Origin of the sequence: Paenibacillus ginsengarvi (assembly GCF_003626695.1) — a bacterium.
GTDB classification, from domain to species: domain Bacteria; phylum Bacillota; class Bacilli; order Paenibacillales; family NBRC-103111; genus Paenibacillus_AB; species Paenibacillus_AB ginsengarvi.
In genome coordinates this window covers 96,607-112,439 of record NZ_RBAH01000006.1, presented here as the reverse complement: position 1 = coordinate 112,439, position 15,833 = coordinate 96,607, and the positions used below count along the sequence as shown (strand labels likewise).

Below are 15,833 nucleotides of genomic sequence, written 5' to 3'. Positions count from 1 at the left end.
CCCGGCTGCTCTCGTTCACTCCGTTTCCCGCCCCGTCTCTCCGTCCGAACGGCAGCGCTTCTCCATGACCCCGTTCAAGTACAGGTCAAAAAACTTTTCCGAAAACTCCTTCAGCCCCATCTGGCCCGGCAAATGCGGATGCTCCCGAATCGCCCGTTTCATGTACACGGTGTAAACGATCAAGATGTCCGGATCGATATCGAGACGGATGATGCCGTCAATTTTCGCCATTCGGATCAATTCGTGAAAGACGGGAATGATTCGTCCCGACCAGCGCTCATCGAGACTACGCGTAACTTCCGGATAGTCCTGGAGCAGTTCGAGGCCGAAGCCGGACTGGAGAATGTGATCGTATCTGTTCATGTCGAACAAGCTTAACACATCCTCCTGCGTCAGACGGCCGCGCTTCCCTTTCTCCACAATTTGCTCCATCGATTGCAGGACCGAATCGGCGATATGGTCGATCACCTGCTCCACAATATGCTGCTTATCGGAAAAATGGTGGTAAAAGGTCGCCTTGCTCACACGCGCCCCGCGCACGATCTGTTCCACCGTAACCGTACGGAGCCCGCGCTCTTTGAACAGCTGTTCGGCTGCTTGCACGATTTGCTCCCGTTTTTTCGATTTTTTCGTCACGCCGTCAATCGGCATCGGGTTCCCCTCCGTTTCTATGCCGCTCTGCATCTACCGCTATCGTTCATTATAGCAGGAAAATGAGGCGGAAGCTTGAAGGAAGGGCCACGCCCAGGCAATCGCTATTTAGGTTTTTGAGGGCGGGCATACGGCCGCTGCGGAAACAATTGATCTTTCACTCACTCTTACAATCCGATTCCTTGATAGAATAGGCTAAGGTTGGAATCCGATTGTAAAGGCGACCGCTGCTTTGCTGTTCCAGTTTGCATTTGTTTCACTCCGCTCCTTCACTCCCCTGAATAGCGATTGCCCTACGGGCTGCACACGGTCACTGCATACGAGCGTGCGGGATAGTTGAGTCAGCCGATATCGCGGCGGCGCAAACCAGCGAGTCCGCAGACGACCAGCAAAGCGCAAACGGCCGCGAGCAGCAGCACCGGAGATAAAGCGAATGCCCCGCCGGTGAGCAGCTTCGGCACATGATGAAACGGCACGAGCTTATCGGCTGTGGATTGATCTAGACCGAAAATCGGACCGAGCACTTCGCCGAACAAATTAAAAAACAGGAAAGCCGCCCAGCATACCGCCGCCGCCATACGCGGTACGATCCCGACGACAAGCACGGCAATACCGCCCATGATCCATATGGCGGGAAGCTCCACCCACGATGCGGCGAGCAGCCGGGGAAGCAGCTCGGACAAACCGCCCGCATTCAGCCCGTACGCAAGTCCGATCGCAGCGCCTGCGGCCGTCATAATAACAGCTGTCCCGGCAAAAGCGAAAACAAGATGGCTCATCGCCCATTGCAGCCGGCCGAAGGGAGCCGCAAGCAGCGCTTCCGCCCGCCCCTCCGCTTCCTCGTCGCGCAGACGCAGCACGGCAAACATCGGGTACAGCATCGCCGAGTAGGACAAGCTCTGGACGATCACCGACAAAAAGATATCCTCGAACGTCGCTCCGGCGCCGCCCATATACTGCTCCAGCAGCTTCGTGCCCCAATCCCGCATATTGCCGGAGTCGGACAAGCCGCCGATGATGCCTCCGAGCAATACACCCGTCAGCGAGAAGCCGATCGTCCAGCCGGCGAGAAGCCCCCGCTGCATCCGCCATGCCAAAGCGAGCTTGCCAAGGCGGGGAGCCGCTGACGGTCCGGGCTTCGGCTGGATCAGCCCGGAGCCGAGGTCGCGGCTCGCGGCAAGCCGGCAGGCGACCGTCGCAAGGACGATAGCGGCGGCGAGCGGCAGCAGCGGGACGAGCCACCGTTCGCTGCCGAACGGGGCGACCAGATGGCTGAGGCCCTGTACCGACACCCACTTCATCCATAGATAGCCGGAAGCGTCTCCGGCAAACCGCAGCACATAACCGGCGACGAGCCCCGTCAAAGCGAGCATATTCGCCCTGCGGGCGCTAATCGTAAGCTGCGCCGTCAAGGCGGCCAGCGCCGCGTAGAAGCAGCCCGGCACGGCGAGTGCGATGCCGAAGGCGATCGACCCGGCCGGCTCGAAGCCGTAGACGATCCATCCGAGCGCGGCCAAGGCGCCGGCCAGCACGCTCGCTCCGCAAGCGACGACAAGACTCGCTGTCAGCGAAGCAAGCCGGCCGATAGCGCAGGCGCCGAGCAGCTCCCGCCGGCCGGACTCTTCCTCGGCCCTCGTATGGCGGGTGACGGTCAAGATGCTCATAAGGCCGATTAGCGTGTAGCAGGTGTCTCCGATTTTCCAAACGGATAGTCCGGCCAGGCTCACTTCGTTCAATCGGCCCGCGAACGCGGAGAGCATCTCGTTTTTGCCGATTTCCTCCGCAATGCCGCGGATCATCTCGTCCGTCGACAACAGATGCGCGTAATTAAAAGGAGTGCCCAGCACCATAACGACGAGCAGCAGTATCCAGAGCGGCAGCGCTACCTTTTCCCGCCGCAAAATGAATCGGATCAGCGCGCCGCCTCCCGTCAGCTCTCTCATCGGCCATCCCTCCCGTTACGGGAATCTGTTCCAGGCTCCCGCGTATCGTAATGGCGCATAAACAGTTCCTCAAGCGTAGGCGGCCTGCTCGTCAGACTACGCACGCCTGCTGCCGCGAGTGCGCGAAGCGTCCGGTCCAGCGCATTCGGATCGACGGAGAAACGGATCGTGCTGCCCGCTACTTCCATATCGTGCAAACCTTCGATGTCCGGCAGTCCCGCCGCCGGGGCGGCAAGCTCCGCCGTGAAGAACGTACGGCTCAGGTGGCGCAGCTCGGCGAACGTGCCCGATTCGACGATGCGGCCGGCTTTAATAATGCCGACCCGGTCGCACAGCTCTTCCACCTCCGCCAAAATATGGCTGGACAAGAGTACCGCGCTCCCTCTATTTTTCGCCTCCGCCACGCATTCGCGGAACACCGCCTCCATCAAAGGGTCGAGCCCCGAAGTCGGTTCATCGAGAATATACAGCTCGCTATTGGAAGCGAAAGCCGCAATGAGCGCCACCTTCTGGCGGTTACCCTTGGAGTACGTCCGGTTTTTCTTGCTTGGGTCGAGCTTAAACCTCTCGATCAGACTGCTGCGCCGCTTCGGATCGGCCCCTCCTCTAAGACGCAGCATGAGGTCGATCGTTTCTCCCCCGGTGAGGCCCGGCCATAGGCTTACATCACCTGGCACGTAGGCCAGACGACGGTGCAGCTCTACGGCATCCCGCCACGGATCTTTGCCGAACAGCCGCACGTCTCCGCCGTCTTTGCGAAGCAGGCCAAGCGTGATCCGGATCGCGGTCGATTTCCCCGCGCCGTTTGGTCCGATGAAGCCGAACGTCTCTCCTTCGTTCACAGTCATGTCGACGCCGTCCAGCGCCCGCTGCTTGCCAAATGTCTTCGTAAGCCGGTTCATTTTGATAACCGCCATGTCCAGCACCTCCACCGCCAAAGATTGATTTTAAACGATCTTATTATAATTCGTTCAGTTTCACAACGGAATTTTAAGGTCAAATTATACGGTTTTAGCTTAATTTCGTTTTATTTCTCGATACAATCGGGACGTTACGCCGAATATGAACAGTGATGCCCGGCGAGCGGCTGCTGGAACGGCGGCCTAGCCCAAACCAAACGGAAAAAGACGCCATCCACACGGCGTCTTCCTCTCGGTTATGATTCAGTTACATTCTATTTCATTGTATTTGCCAGCATACTTACTTCTTCAATTCCGCCTCGATATTCCGGTTGGCGGTATCCTCTGCTTGCCGGATCAGCGTGTTGACATCGGCGGCACCCGCCACCAGCTTTTTGACCGCCTCGTTTAACTGCGTGTTGACAAAGGAATCGTACGGCGTGGGCTTAAACGGCTGAGCAAACTGGCTCTTGAATACAACGCTGATGTTTTTGCCCTGCATCGATTTCATATTAACGCCATACCGGTTGCGGATCGCTTCGTTTTTCAGGGAAGTGAAGCGCCCGGACTCGGTAATCAGATTTTGCACCTCGTCGCTCGTCAGCAGCTTCATGACCTCAAACACTTCCTCCTTGTGCTTGGTCAGTTCGGACATCATCAGAAAGTGCCCCGACGAGGCCAGGCTGCGGTTCGGATAGCCGGAAAAGCTGGGAAATTGCGTAATGTCCCATTTGAAATCGTTAGGCGTTCCGTATAGTTGTTCCAGCGCAGCAAATCTCGCATCGTAGCTCGGCAGCATTGCCAGCTTCTGTTCGACCAGGAAGTCATTCAATACCGGATTTTGATTGCCCGGGATGTCATTCGCGGCTTTAATCAGATCGAACACTTTGCGCCAGCCGTCAGAGCCGATCGTCGCTTTTTTGGTCGCCGGATCGACCCGCGGCAGCACCAGCTGCGTACTTAGGTCGGTAATACCGGGCAGCATGACGCCTTTGTAGGATACGCCGCCTATTGTCCGCGTAAAGGAACGCGCCAGCGTAATCGTCTCATCCCAGGTGATCCCCTCTTTCGGATAGGAGACGCCGAACTGGTCGAACAGCTCTTTATTGTAGAAAAAGGCCAGAAAGTTTAATGAAAACGGAATCGCATATAGTTTCCCGTCGCCATATACGCGCGAGGTTTCCAAGGCGGCGGCGTCAAAGCGGTTCAGGTCCAGCTTTTGCGTCTGAATCATAGTAGTCAAATCATGTATGGTCCCCAGCTCACGATGTTCGGTTATGCGCGGATAGGTGGCAAATACAAAATCGGGAAAATCACCACTGGCCACCAAATTAGACAGATTGGCATTAGCTCCCGTTCTCCGCAGCATTTCCACCGTAATATGCGGAAACTTTGCCTTCACCGGGGCGGCGATCAAATTGGCAAATTCCTCGTCGCTGATCGTCGCTCCATCCTGCAGCATCCGCAGCGTAATCGGTTCCTTCGGCTTTTCCGGAGCAGCCGCCCCTTTGTCTCCGCCGCTCTGGCCCGTGCCTGTGCCGCCGCCTCCGCAAGCGCTTACTATCAAAGCGAGCGCACTTGCCGCAATCATTGCACTTTTATATCCTTTCATCATCGTTTCTAATCCCCCTTGTTTTAGTCATTGACGTATGCAAGCCGAATACCGAATACACTGCCATTGAATTGGAAACGTTTTCATTATGGTGAAAAATAGACCTTCTTGTGTTCGTATTTTAAATATGCTGCAGTCGAAAGATAATAACAGTACCATACCGGTATTTTCCTATTAAACGGGACCGGGTAGAACCAGTCCTCTCCTGCATCGGTTCTGAATCGACTGATCAACGCTTGGCTCGCAGCAACAGCAGCCTTCCTCTATCATTTCTGCATATACGGCGGAGAAGACGGCCTCACCGTCCTGACGCGCCCCGTCGAGCGTTCGGCCGCATAGGGCTGCCGCAAGCAGTTTCCTGCGGCTGACCCCGATCTTTCTCCGCCTCCGTACGCGGCTCACCATTTTTCATCCCGCTGCCTGAACCAACCGCCGCTGACATCCCCTCCTGCGAGCATTTATGTAACCGGCAGTTCCATCTCCGGTCTGAACGGAATAGCCGATTCCCGAGACACCAGCGTCGCTCCGACCACCTCCTCTACAGGCTCACGCTCTTCTCCCGTCCCGGCCTCGGCGGTTACGATGTCCCACGCCTTGACGGCCAAATCCTGAATGGACGGCCCCACTGTCGTAAAAGCGATTTCCAATTCGCTCATTTCCGGTGTATCGTCGTATACGACAACCGAGACATCTTCGGGAATGCGCACGCGAATTTGCCGAAACGCCCGCAGCAAACGAAACAAACACTGCTGAGAATCCACGATGATGGCGGTTGGCCGATCCTGTTTCTGAAAGATATGCCGCACATCGTCCTCGAACGTACTTCCGAAATAGTCAATAAAATGTTCCGGCGTGTAATCTGCCTTGCATTCGGCGATCCCTTGCAAAAAACCGTAAATTTTCAGCTTGTTGTTTTTGTTCCCCGCATACGCCAAACGACGGTGGCCCAGTTCCGTTAAATGACGGACCGCCATCAGCAGCGCTCCGCTGCGGTCGACCGCCAGCCAGTCCATCCCTTCGATTCTGTTTATTCCGCCCATCGCCAGTACCCGTCCCGGAAACCGCTGCCGCTCTACCGCAAATGAAGCAGGCATCATCGTAAACACATCCCAGAACATCACATGATCGACGCCAAACTGCCGGAACGCTTGCAGCGACACTGTCGGATCGTCCATAATCTGCATCACCCGGTAGCCCCTCTTCACACCTTCCCGCTGTATTTGCAGGTTCATGTTGTAAAAGAACAACCCTTCTTTGGAAGGCCAGATCAATCCGACAAAGTTCGTTTTTTGCCTGACCAGCTTTTTTGCCGCCAAATTCGGAACATAATCCATTTGCTTTGCAATCGTGTGTATTTTTTCTCGCATGGCGGCACTAACGCGCGAGTCGTCCCTGAGGGCCCGAGAAACAGTGGAGTGATTAACACCTGCTGCTTTGGCAATATCTTTGATTGTAACCATACTGAAGTTTACCCTCCGCATCTGAATTCAGAATAACAAACGTGTGCACAAATATCAATCCATTTTTTGTATACCTTTAAAAATATTTTTAATCCTTTCCGCTACCTTCATTTTGCACAATCTTTCCCTTTCCCTCAAGTTCGGAGTCACTCCGCGCAAAAAAACATAGCGTCCGTATGCCAAACATGAGAGAAACTCTGCACGAACGAAGCGACTCAACCGACGGTTGAATACCGCGCTGCGACGCGCCCGGATGGACTCAACTAACCGGCGATTGGTTTTTGCTTGCTCCCTATGTTACGTTTAGGTCAGCAAACGGCGCGCTTTTGCAAATCGATTCGTTAGGGAGGAATTTGTGACATGGATGTACAACAAATCGGAGCATTCATTTCGGAGCTGCGCAAAAACAAGGACTATACGCAAGCCGAGCTGGCAGGCCTGCTGAACGTAAGTCATCAAGCCGTATCCAAATGGGAGCGTGGCGAATCGCTGCCGGATATCGCGCTGCTACCTTCGCTCGGCACGCTGCTCGGCATTACGGTCGACGAGCTGCTGAAGGGAGAGCGCAACGTACCCCTGGCACCGCTACCCGCTAACGATAGCGCTAGGGATCGCGAGACTCTGTCGCAGCACAATGACAGGAGCGCGGATTCGGTCGCCGGCTCCCCGCAGCAGACGGATTTTACCGGACGTACGGAGGCATCTCAGTCCGCGGACTTCGTTAATGAAGCCGGAGCCGGTCAGCCGGAGCCGGGGCAGCGGCTGTTTCATGCGGACTGGCATCAGCTCAAGCATCAATTGAAGCAGCAGATCAGAAGTCAATTCGATCCATACGACCCTTCGGCTCACGAGCGTTCTGATACTCCTCGGAACGATTCCGCAGAAAGGAATGCCGCATTCGCTTCCGTGGCCGCGCAAGAGGAAACGGTCACTGTGGAGACGGCCGGTCAGCCGCAGCGGCAGCCGATGACGCTTGACCATCTTCGCAAGCTGGCTCCATTTATGTCCAAGGACGCGCTCGAAGCGATGGTCGACAACATGTCCGTCGCCGGAGATTGGACGGCGCTGCGCTCACTCGCCCCGTTTCTCGGCAGAGCCACCCTGGAACGTCTCGTAGCGGGCGCCCTGGACGGGTCTGTCGATGCGAAACATATACTCGCCCTCGCCCCGTTTCTGGGCAAGCAATTGCTCGATCGGTTGGTAGAAGCGGCGGAGCAGGGGACGATCGATTGGTCCATCGTTCGCGGACTGGCTCCTTTTCTCGAGAAGGCGACGTTGTCCCGGCTCGTCAGAAAGACGCTGGTCGGAGAACTCGACCCGTCAGGTCTGGTCGGTTTGGCACCTTTTCTCGATCGCGATGACCTCGCAGCGCTGGTCGAATCGCTTGAAACGGGACGGATGCAGCTCGACCATTTGGCTTCGCTTGCACCGTTTTTGCCGCAGGAGCTGCTCGGACGACTTCTTCTGCCGTTTAAGGCGGTATAGCCGCCGCCGCGCGTGCCTCATCCGCTCGACAAATCAAGGTTGCCCGGAAGGGCAGCCTTTTTCATTGAACGACGCTGTTCGCTCGGCAGACAGGCCAAGCTATCCGGGAATTTCTTGAGCCGCCTTCCAAAAAAACGCTTGCCACGCGAGAGTCGAAAGACGTAGATTGGAGAGGAAGCTGGATACGGGGAATAGTTCACCGTATCGCACCTGCTTCCATCGTTTGGAGGTATGCCAAAAGTGAAATGGCTGCGTGACATGGTATCGTTTTTCCGCATTCCGGGCGCTCCGCCGCTCATTGCAGGGATGTTCTGCTACGGTATCGGGCTCGGCATTCTCGCTCCGATGAACGCGGTCTACATGCGTGATGGGATCGGGCTCAGTAAGGTCGAGATCGCCTCCGTCTTCTCGATCGCGCTGTTGATCAACATGATCGTCACGTTGTCGGTCGGTGTCATCAGCGATCGGATCAAACGCAAGAAGACGCTTCCGCTTGCAGCCTGCCTGTCCGGCATGATTGGCCTCGCCGTTTACATGGGTTCGGACGGCTACGGGCTGACGTTGACCGGTATGATCCTGATTGTTGGACCATCGGGACTCATTATGGGCCAATTGTTCGCAATGGCGCGCAACCATTTTATGAAAAAGGCCGCCGACTTTTTCGAGATGGCACAAATATGGCTGCGCTCGACGCTCAGCATCGGATTTTTCGCCGGGCTGCTCATCGGGGCCAACGTCTACTTGATCGCCGACTTCCGCGGCATTCTGATCGGCAATTTTGTTGGGATAGCCTGTTTGTTCGTCCTGCTCTTTCTGTACAAGGAGCATGGAGGAACGGCGGCGGGCGGCGTTAGCCAGGGCGAACCGTTCTCGCTTCTCATGCTTGTCGCCCTCCTGCTGCTGTCATGCGGCGATGCCCTGCGCGGCCTGTACCTGCCGCTGGTCGTCGTGCAGCTGTTCGGCAAGCCGGAGCTGATGTCGTATCTGTGGAGCGTCCAGGCGGTATTCGAGCTGCTGTTCATGACGCTGGCCGGCTATTGGGCCGCCCAATACGGCAGCATGCGGATCATTCGAATCGCGGCTTTGTTCGCGGTTGTCGTATATGTCGTGTACACATTTAGCCCGTCTATCGCTTTTTTCTTTGCCGTTCAGCCGCTCTACTCGTTCTACGTGTCCGTCCTGTTCGGCGTCGCGATGGGGTATGTGCAGCGAATGTTCCATACCCGCATCGGCTTCGGTTCTTCGCTGTACGTCGTGCTCACGCAAACCGCTTCGCTGGTCGGGTACTTGCTGCCTTTTCTCGTGCAGGGCTATAGCCCTTCCATCTTCTACATTCCGGCGGCGCTTGTCGCAGCGGCGCTTACGCTCATGTGGATTGCGGCCAGACGGGAACGAGCTCGTCCGGAACGGAAAACGTTATCCGCCTGAGAAACCGCTCGAATACATAAGGAGTGATCGGTTTGTACAAATATACGCTATGCTTTATTAGGCGGAATAACGAGCTGCTGCTGCTTAATCGCCTGAAACGCCCGAATATGGGCAGATGGAACGGAATCGGGGGAAAATTCGAACCGGGAGAGACGCCTTTCGAATGTGTCGTGCGGGAAACGCGGGAAGAGACCGGCATCGTGCTTGACCAGGCCAAGCTTGCCGGGACGGTGACGTGGATTACAAACAAGACGACATCGGGGATGTATGTATTTATCGCCGACGTTCCGGCCTCATTTGTCTTCGAAACCCCGGTAAAGGTCGACGAAGGCATCCTCGACTGGAAGCGGCTTGACTGGATTTTGCACCCGGACAACGGCGGCATGGCCGACAATGTTGCACAGTTTTTGCCTACTATGCTGAGCGGCGATCTATACGATCATCGGTATACTTTCGATGAAAACGAGCGAATTATCGGATACACGGCCGTGCCGCTTCAAACCGGCGCTCCTCTCCAAATATTGTAATCAACTTGTAATATTCGTTTCATCTTCCGTTAATGTTAAGCTTGTATGATAGAAGTCGACCCCCTTTTTGAATATATAGATGTTAGACCCGCGGCCCGTAGCTTAGCGGGTCTCTTTTTTTGCTCCCCAACCGGGTCTTACCCTTCCAAATATAATAGTTAAATAAGCTTCCTCATAAACTTCGCCAAATGCTCGCCGATTTCGATCACTCCATAATCGCTAGGGTGCAGCAAATCGTGCGATAAGCCATTGAAGCTAGTCAGGAGCTCCCGCCCATCGATATAATGCGTGTTCTGTAGCAGCGGATCGGCGGCGATGTCTCTCAGGATGCTGCGGTATTCATCCGCAGTGGATGTGTGAATACGATTGGGCCAACTGTAGCCTAGATCATGAAAGGAAGGAAACAGTCCGATGCATACAAGCGGCTTGTCGGGGTTCCGTTCGGCGATGGTTCGAACCATATACCGCGCCTTAGCCTGAAACTCCTCGGCCGATACGCCTTGATTCAGCATATTCACGGAAATGCACAATGAAGCGATATTCCAATCGTCCCTTTTCGCCATATAATCCGCCAACTCCGGCTCGCAATAGGCCGTTCCCGCCGCTCCCAGATTCAAGGCGTCCGCGAGGAGCCTCCATGCGGTTTGGTTGACATAGCTGAGCCCCGTGGCGCCTCCTTGCGTGATGGAGGTCCCATAAGCCATATAACGCAGTTTCGGCAACTCTGACGGCAGCGGAGGCCTCAGCCCTTCTCCCTGCGCTTTCAAAAGGTGAACCTCGCCTCCTTTGAACAGCAGTCTGACGACCCTCGGAGAGAACGGATAGTCCGAGCCATGAAAGTCATCCCGGAACAAAAAATGCGGCGACGGCAAAGCGCACTCGATCACAGTCGGCTCCTCGGTAACCGTAAAGCTGCCGGCGGCAAAATTGCCGAAATATAAATAGGCCTGTACGCTGCCGCGGTAGCTTGCGAGTGTGATTTGTGCCGGTTCCCCTTCGTTCACAAAACGAATCTCGACACCGGAAGCCTGCCGATATTGCCGCTGTGAGGCATCGCGCAACCCGTTCAGTACCGAATCCGGTATGCGCTGCAGCAGCACGCCGGCACGGCCCGGGACGGCAACCGCCTCTTCTACATTAAATAACTCCACATTTTCATAAATCAGATGAATCACCTGCCCCTTACGGATTTCATTTCGCTAATAGAATAAGATGTGTCGGGTACATTATAGCCTAATCGCATCCCCGTTTGACATTCCCTGTATTTCAGCGGTTATGTCCGTTATTTCAGCATCCGATCGGGTCAACATCGACTAGCCCCTGAAGCTATCAATCAATGCCGGGCGCTTTTGGATAAATAACGATCCTTCAGCCACAAAATCCCGCCCTCTGGTCGAAAATCGGTATCTACCAAATCCAGCATCCTGATCTATTTTTCTGTCGTTGCACCATCGGCCGCAGTCTGCTTCTTTTTCGCATACTTCCTTTTCATGTACAAAAGCAGCAGAAGTACCGGAACCGCGATGGCGAAAACGTACAGCGAAACGTGCTTGACCATCCCTTCGGCGGCTCTGCCATACAGGAAAAATAACGCGCCGACGACGTAAAACTTGGCAGCCCTGCCGACGGCGGCATACGCCATAAGCCGCCACAGCGGAAAATTCATACAGCCGGACAATATCGTAAATACTTTAAACGGAACCGGTGTAAACGAGCCGATCAGTACGGCCGCTTCCCCGTTTTTGCGAAACATCCGTTCGGCGGCGTCCACCCACGATGGCTTCAGCAGCCGATTGAGTACGGAACGGCCCAGCAGTTTGCCGAGCAGGTAGCCGAGCGGCGTGCCGAGCAGACAGGCGATGTAGCCCACGGTTGCCAGCCATAACGCATCGGACGGATTTAACAAACTTAAAGACACTTGCAGAAAAAAAGCGGGGATCGGAAAAAACACGCTATCCGCGAACGAGTGAATAAACAAACCCCAAGCGCCAAAATCTTTCAAAAAATCGATCAAACCCTGCATCATGCGCGCCTACTCCTATCCGCTTCCTCTATGATCGCCAGAACATCGACCGGCTGGGACGACCGGCCTCACGGCATCATATGCAGCTATTTTATTGTAAGCTCGTAGGCCTTAAGTCGCCATGAGACAAAGTCCGGTTTTTTCATCAACCCGAGTCCAGTTTTTTATTGCGGCTGAGGTCCGGGGTTCCTTTCTCGGCTGAATGGTCCGAACAACAAAAAAACGACTCGGCATCCTTCCGGATTCGAATCGTCTTATAGAGTTTTAACGGCCTCGCAAGGCATGTTCGATTCGCTTATCCGGTAAGAACCAGATCATGGCAACCAGTACGAAAAAAAAGCCGGATATCCAAGGACTCACATAAGCGCTCAAAACCGCTAACAAATAGAGCAAGGGGGATAGTTTCCCCTTCAAGTCTCTGCTCATGGCCCTAACAAAAGAGGAATCGCGGGAATGCTGGTTAACAATAGCGTTTTGAAGGATCCAGTAGGAGAGTGCCGCGAGAAATAAAACAATTCCGTACAGCGCCGTTGGCGTTGCCGCAAAATGGCTTTCCCCCATCCATGCTGTCGTGAACGGCACAAGGGATAACCAAAAAAGAAGCAGCAGGTTGAGCCACATTAACCGCCCGTTCATCGTTCGAACCATGTGCAGAAGATGATGATGGTTGTTCCAGTAGATGCCAACATATACAAAACTGAAGATGTAGCTTAAAATCTTGGGGCCGAGTTCAATCAGTGCAGACCAGTCATGACCTTCCGGCACTTTAAATTCCAACACCATAATCGTTATGATGATCGCCAGCACGCCATCGCTGAACGCTTCCATCCGATTCGCTTTCAACCGGTTCACCCTTCCTCTCTTCGCGTTATTAACCTATTCGGCACCAGTAAACTGCATTGCCTTTCCAAGCTACCATAAGTAAGGAAGTATTGTCCACGCGTAAAAAAACCAATAAGCGATGGAGTAGATCCATCGCTGCAACTTAATACCCGTCATAAAGTTCTGAATACTCGCTACTCTCGTCTCTCGACCCGATACGTACCGTCATCGTTCAGAAACAGCCGAAACGAGGGATCGTTTCTCAGCTTTACGTTCGCCATTTTCAGCTTCATTTCGTCCAGCTCGACCACATTCCATTCCTCGGCGTTCTCTTCGCCGCGTGCGGCAAGAAATGGCGTTTTGTCGCTTTGTGCGGTCGTCTCGTCATCCCAGTCCTTGACGCCGTAATACGTCAGGTCGTACCGGTTGATGAGCTTGCAGGCGAACAGTTCCGAGCTGGACACATGCTTCAGCACATAGGGCATACAATCACCTTTGATTTCATTTAGTGACGGGATGCCTTTGCAGACGGCCCGCTGCTCGCGGAGTATCACCTCTGGCCCTGTTCCGCATCCCGTTATAAACAGCGGCGATAACGGAATCCCGTTCCGTTATCGCCTGATTTCCCGACTATATCCCGTCTAAGCGGAACGCAGTTCCGGCCTTACAAATAAGGATTTTCGTGCTTCGCCTTCAGCCGGTTCCAGCGGCGGGCCACCTCTTGCTCGAAATCGGCGAGCGCCTCCGCGTTTTCCGGCTTCGTCATATGTTTCGTCTTGCCCATCGTGCCGAGCCATTCGGCGACGGCGACGGACTTGTTCTTCTCTTCCGGGTTGTACGTAATGTTCGTAATGCCGCGCTCCACTTCATACAGCGGGAAGAAGTTCGAGTTAACGGCCGCGTCGACGATATCGGTGCCTTCCTTGTCGTCCGACAGCCAGTTGAGCGGGCATGTAATCAAAATCTTACCGTACACGAGCCCCTCGTTCTGCGCGTACCACTGCGCCTTCGCCGCCTTTTTCACGAGGTCCTGCGGATACGACTCGGAGCCTGTGAACACGTACGGGATGTTCGTCGCGGCCATAATTTGCGCCGTATCCTTATGGTGAAACAGCTTGCCTGCCTGTTTTTTGCCGACGTTGGACGTCGAAGTGCGGTGGCCGATCGGCGTCGAGTACGACAGCTGCGCGCCCGTATTCATATAGCCCTCATTATCGTATTCGAGAATGATCATTTTATGATTGCGCAGCGCGGCTCCGATCGCCGGCCCCATGCCGATGTCCATCCCGCCGTCGCCGGTAACCATGACGAACGTGAAGTCGTCCGGCAAGTTCAGATGGTCAAGCTCGCCTCTGCGCTTGCGCTCCCAGAACATTTCGACCGTACCGGAAAGCGTAGCCGCCCCATTCTGAAACAAGTTGTGGATATAAGTCGCCTTGTGCGCGGAATACGGGTACCCCGTCGTCACGACCATCGCGCAGCCCGTATGGAACAGCGTCACGATATCGCCCTCGATGCCCTTGAAGAACAGCTCCAGCCCGGAGAAAATGCCGCAACCCGGACATGCTCCATGCCCCGGAGCGATCCGTTTCGGCTTTTTCGTAAGCGAGCGAAGCGGCGGAATGCGCACGTTCAGCTTGCCCGACGCGGTATCCGGCGTGACGGTGATCAGTCCCGTTTTCAAATCCTCGTACTTCATCGGGTTCAGCACCCGTTTCGGCGCTTTCGCCGGATCGCCCGGCGTATGGCCGTAGTAGTCGAACGGCTTCTCGACGTAACCCTTCTCGGCAGCCTCAATGGCGAACTTGAACAGGTTATGACCGTCCTCGGCATAAAAGTCTTTGCCGCCAAGACCGTACACACGGCTGATGACGAGCGTGTCGCGATTGCCTTGCGTGAACAGCGCCGCCTTGATCTCGTTGACCATATTGCCGCCGTGCCCGCCGTACGAATCGGCCCGGTCGCCGACCGTAACGGCCTTCACCTTCTTCAGCGCTTCGGCGATCTGCTTCTGCGGGAACGGGCGGATCATGTTCGGCGCGATCGAGCCCGCCTTGATGCCCTGGGCGCGAAGCTGGTCAACGACGTCCTTGATAATCTCCGATGCCGAGTTCATCAGGAACACAGCGACCTCGGCGTCTTCCATCCGGTACAGATCGAGTATCGGATAGTCGCGCCCGGTCAGTTCGGCGTATTCCTTGCGAATGCGCTCGTACACATCCTCCGCCCGGTACATCGCCATCGATTGCTGGTAGCAGTTGTTAATATAGTCCGGCTCGTTCATGTACGGTCCGACCGTGATCGGATTGTTCCGGTCAAGCACGTCCGGGTAGCCGCCCGGCGGCTTCGCCCCGACGAAATTCAACACGTCCTGGCGATGCGCAAACGTCATGACGCGGCGCTTCTGGTGGGATGTAAAGTAGCCGTCCGAGGCAACCAGCACCGGCAGACGCACCTCCGGGTCCTCCGCCAGCTTAAGCGCTATAATGTTCATATCGTAAACCGCTTGCGGATCGCGGCACATGACGATCGGCCAGCCGGTATTGAGCGCATAGTACAAATCCGAATGATCGCCGTGAATATCGAGCGGCCCCGATACGGAGCGGCAGACCAGGTTCATGACCATCGGAAAACGCGTCCCCGACTGGACGGGCATCTGCTCGATCATGTACAAATATCCATTCGCGCTCGTCGCGTTGAATACGCGTCCGCCTGCGGCCGATGCTCCGTAGCAAACGCCCGCCGAACCGTGCTCGCCGTCGGCCGGGATCAGCACGACGTCATGCTGGCCGTTCGCTTTCATCAGATCGAGAAATTGCGCCACTTCCGTCGACGGCGATATCGGAAAATAGCCCATAATGTGATAATTGATTTGATGCGCCGCGTAGGCGGCCATTTCGTTGCCCGATTCGTATACGACACGCTGTTCGACTTTACCCGTATTCTGTTCTTCGCGCTTGATGTCAATTGCCATGTAATCTCG

The 15,833-nt window shown here is 55.3% G+C and carries 13 protein-coding genes and 1 pseudogene; 3 read left to right on the top strand and 11 right to left on the bottom strand.

Annotation, left to right across the window (positions count from 1 at the left end; genetic code table 11):
- Window positions 1-15 precede the first annotated feature (15 nt).
- The 6 genes and pseudogenes from D7M11_RS10335 to D7M11_RS38030 form a co-directional block, all read right to left on the bottom strand.
- On the bottom strand, window positions 16-651 hold the full coding sequence (locus D7M11_RS10335; RefSeq protein ID WP_158606550.1) for a TetR/AcrR family transcriptional regulator: 636 nt from the start codon (window positions 649-651) through the stop codon (window positions 16-18).
- Between the two features lie 341 nt (window positions 652-992).
- Window positions 993-2,594, bottom strand: coding sequence for an ABC transporter permease (locus D7M11_RS10330; RefSeq protein WP_120747126.1), 1,602 nt, complete (start codon window positions 2,592-2,594; stop codon window positions 993-995).
- Window positions 2,591-3,511 carry an ABC transporter ATP-binding protein gene (locus D7M11_RS10325; protein WP_120747125.1) on the bottom strand — a complete coding sequence of 307 codons (921 nt, stop codon included), beginning with the start codon at window positions 3,509-3,511 and terminating at the stop codon, window positions 2,591-2,593. Before D7M11_RS10325 ends, D7M11_RS10330 begins: the two co-directional genes overlap by 4 nt.
- A gap of 283 nt (window positions 3,512-3,794) precedes the next feature.
- Window positions 3,795-5,108 (bottom strand): ABC transporter substrate-binding protein, encoded by a 1,314-nt coding sequence (locus D7M11_RS10320; RefSeq protein WP_120747124.1) that lies wholly within the window; start codon window positions 5,106-5,108, stop codon window positions 3,795-3,797.
- 455 nt (window positions 5,109-5,563) lie between these two features.
- Window positions 5,564-6,421, bottom strand: a complete 858-nt coding sequence (locus tag D7M11_RS10315; protein WP_240041041.1) for a substrate-binding domain-containing protein — start codon at window positions 6,419-6,421, stop codon at window positions 5,564-5,566.
- A gap of 12 nt (window positions 6,422-6,433) precedes the next feature.
- A pseudogene (locus D7M11_RS38030) lies at window positions 6,434-6,565 on the bottom strand (LacI family DNA-binding transcriptional regulator); the annotation flags it as partial.
- Between the two features lie 360 nt (window positions 6,566-6,925).
- Between D7M11_RS38030 and D7M11_RS10310 the strand changes: the two are divergent.
- The 3 genes from D7M11_RS10310 (at window position 6,926) to D7M11_RS10300 (ending at window position 10,005) form a co-directional block, all read left to right on the top strand.
- Window positions 6,926-8,050, top strand: a complete 1,125-nt coding sequence (locus D7M11_RS10310) for a helix-turn-helix domain-containing protein (protein ID WP_120747122.1) — start codon at window positions 6,926-6,928, stop codon at window positions 8,048-8,050.
- Window positions 8,051-8,290: 240 nt separating this feature from the next.
- A complete protein-coding gene (locus tag D7M11_RS10305) occupies window positions 8,291-9,478 on the top strand; it encodes an MFS transporter (RefSeq protein WP_120747121.1) in 1,188 nt (395 codons plus the stop codon).
- 32 nt (window positions 9,479-9,510) lie between these two features.
- Window positions 9,511-10,005: an NUDIX hydrolase gene (locus tag D7M11_RS10300; protein WP_120747120.1), complete on the top strand. Its 495-nt coding sequence runs from the start codon at window positions 9,511-9,513 to the stop codon at window positions 10,003-10,005.
- Window positions 10,006-10,163: 158 nt separating this feature from the next.
- Here the strand turns inward: D7M11_RS10300 and D7M11_RS10295 are convergent, their stop codons facing one another.
- The 5 genes from D7M11_RS10295 to D7M11_RS10270 all read right to left on the bottom strand — a co-directional run bounded on the left by D7M11_RS10295 (window position 10,164) and on the right by D7M11_RS10270 (window position 15,824).
- Window positions 10,164-11,180, bottom strand: coding sequence for a GDSL-type esterase/lipase family protein (locus tag D7M11_RS10295; protein WP_120747119.1), 1,017 nt, complete (start codon window positions 11,178-11,180; stop codon window positions 10,164-10,166).
- A gap of 254 nt (window positions 11,181-11,434) precedes the next feature.
- Window positions 11,435-12,031, bottom strand: coding sequence for a YqaA family protein (locus D7M11_RS10285; RefSeq protein ID WP_120747118.1), 597 nt, complete (start codon window positions 12,029-12,031; stop codon window positions 11,435-11,437).
- A 261-nt stretch (window positions 12,032-12,292) separates the two neighbouring features.
- Complete coding sequence (locus D7M11_RS10280; RefSeq protein ID WP_120747117.1) at window positions 12,293-12,871, bottom strand: TMEM175 family protein; 579 nt, start codon at window positions 12,869-12,871, stop codon at window positions 12,293-12,295.
- Between the two features lie 173 nt (window positions 12,872-13,044).
- Window positions 13,045-13,335, bottom strand: coding sequence for a hypothetical protein (locus D7M11_RS10275; protein WP_120747116.1), 291 nt, complete (start codon window positions 13,333-13,335; stop codon window positions 13,045-13,047).
- 179 nt (window positions 13,336-13,514) lie between these two features.
- On the bottom strand, window positions 13,515-15,824 hold the full coding sequence (locus D7M11_RS10270; protein ID WP_120747115.1) for a thiamine pyrophosphate-dependent enzyme: 2,310 nt from the start codon (window positions 15,822-15,824) through the stop codon (window positions 13,515-13,517).
- Between the last annotated feature and the right edge of the window lie 9 nt (window positions 15,825-15,833).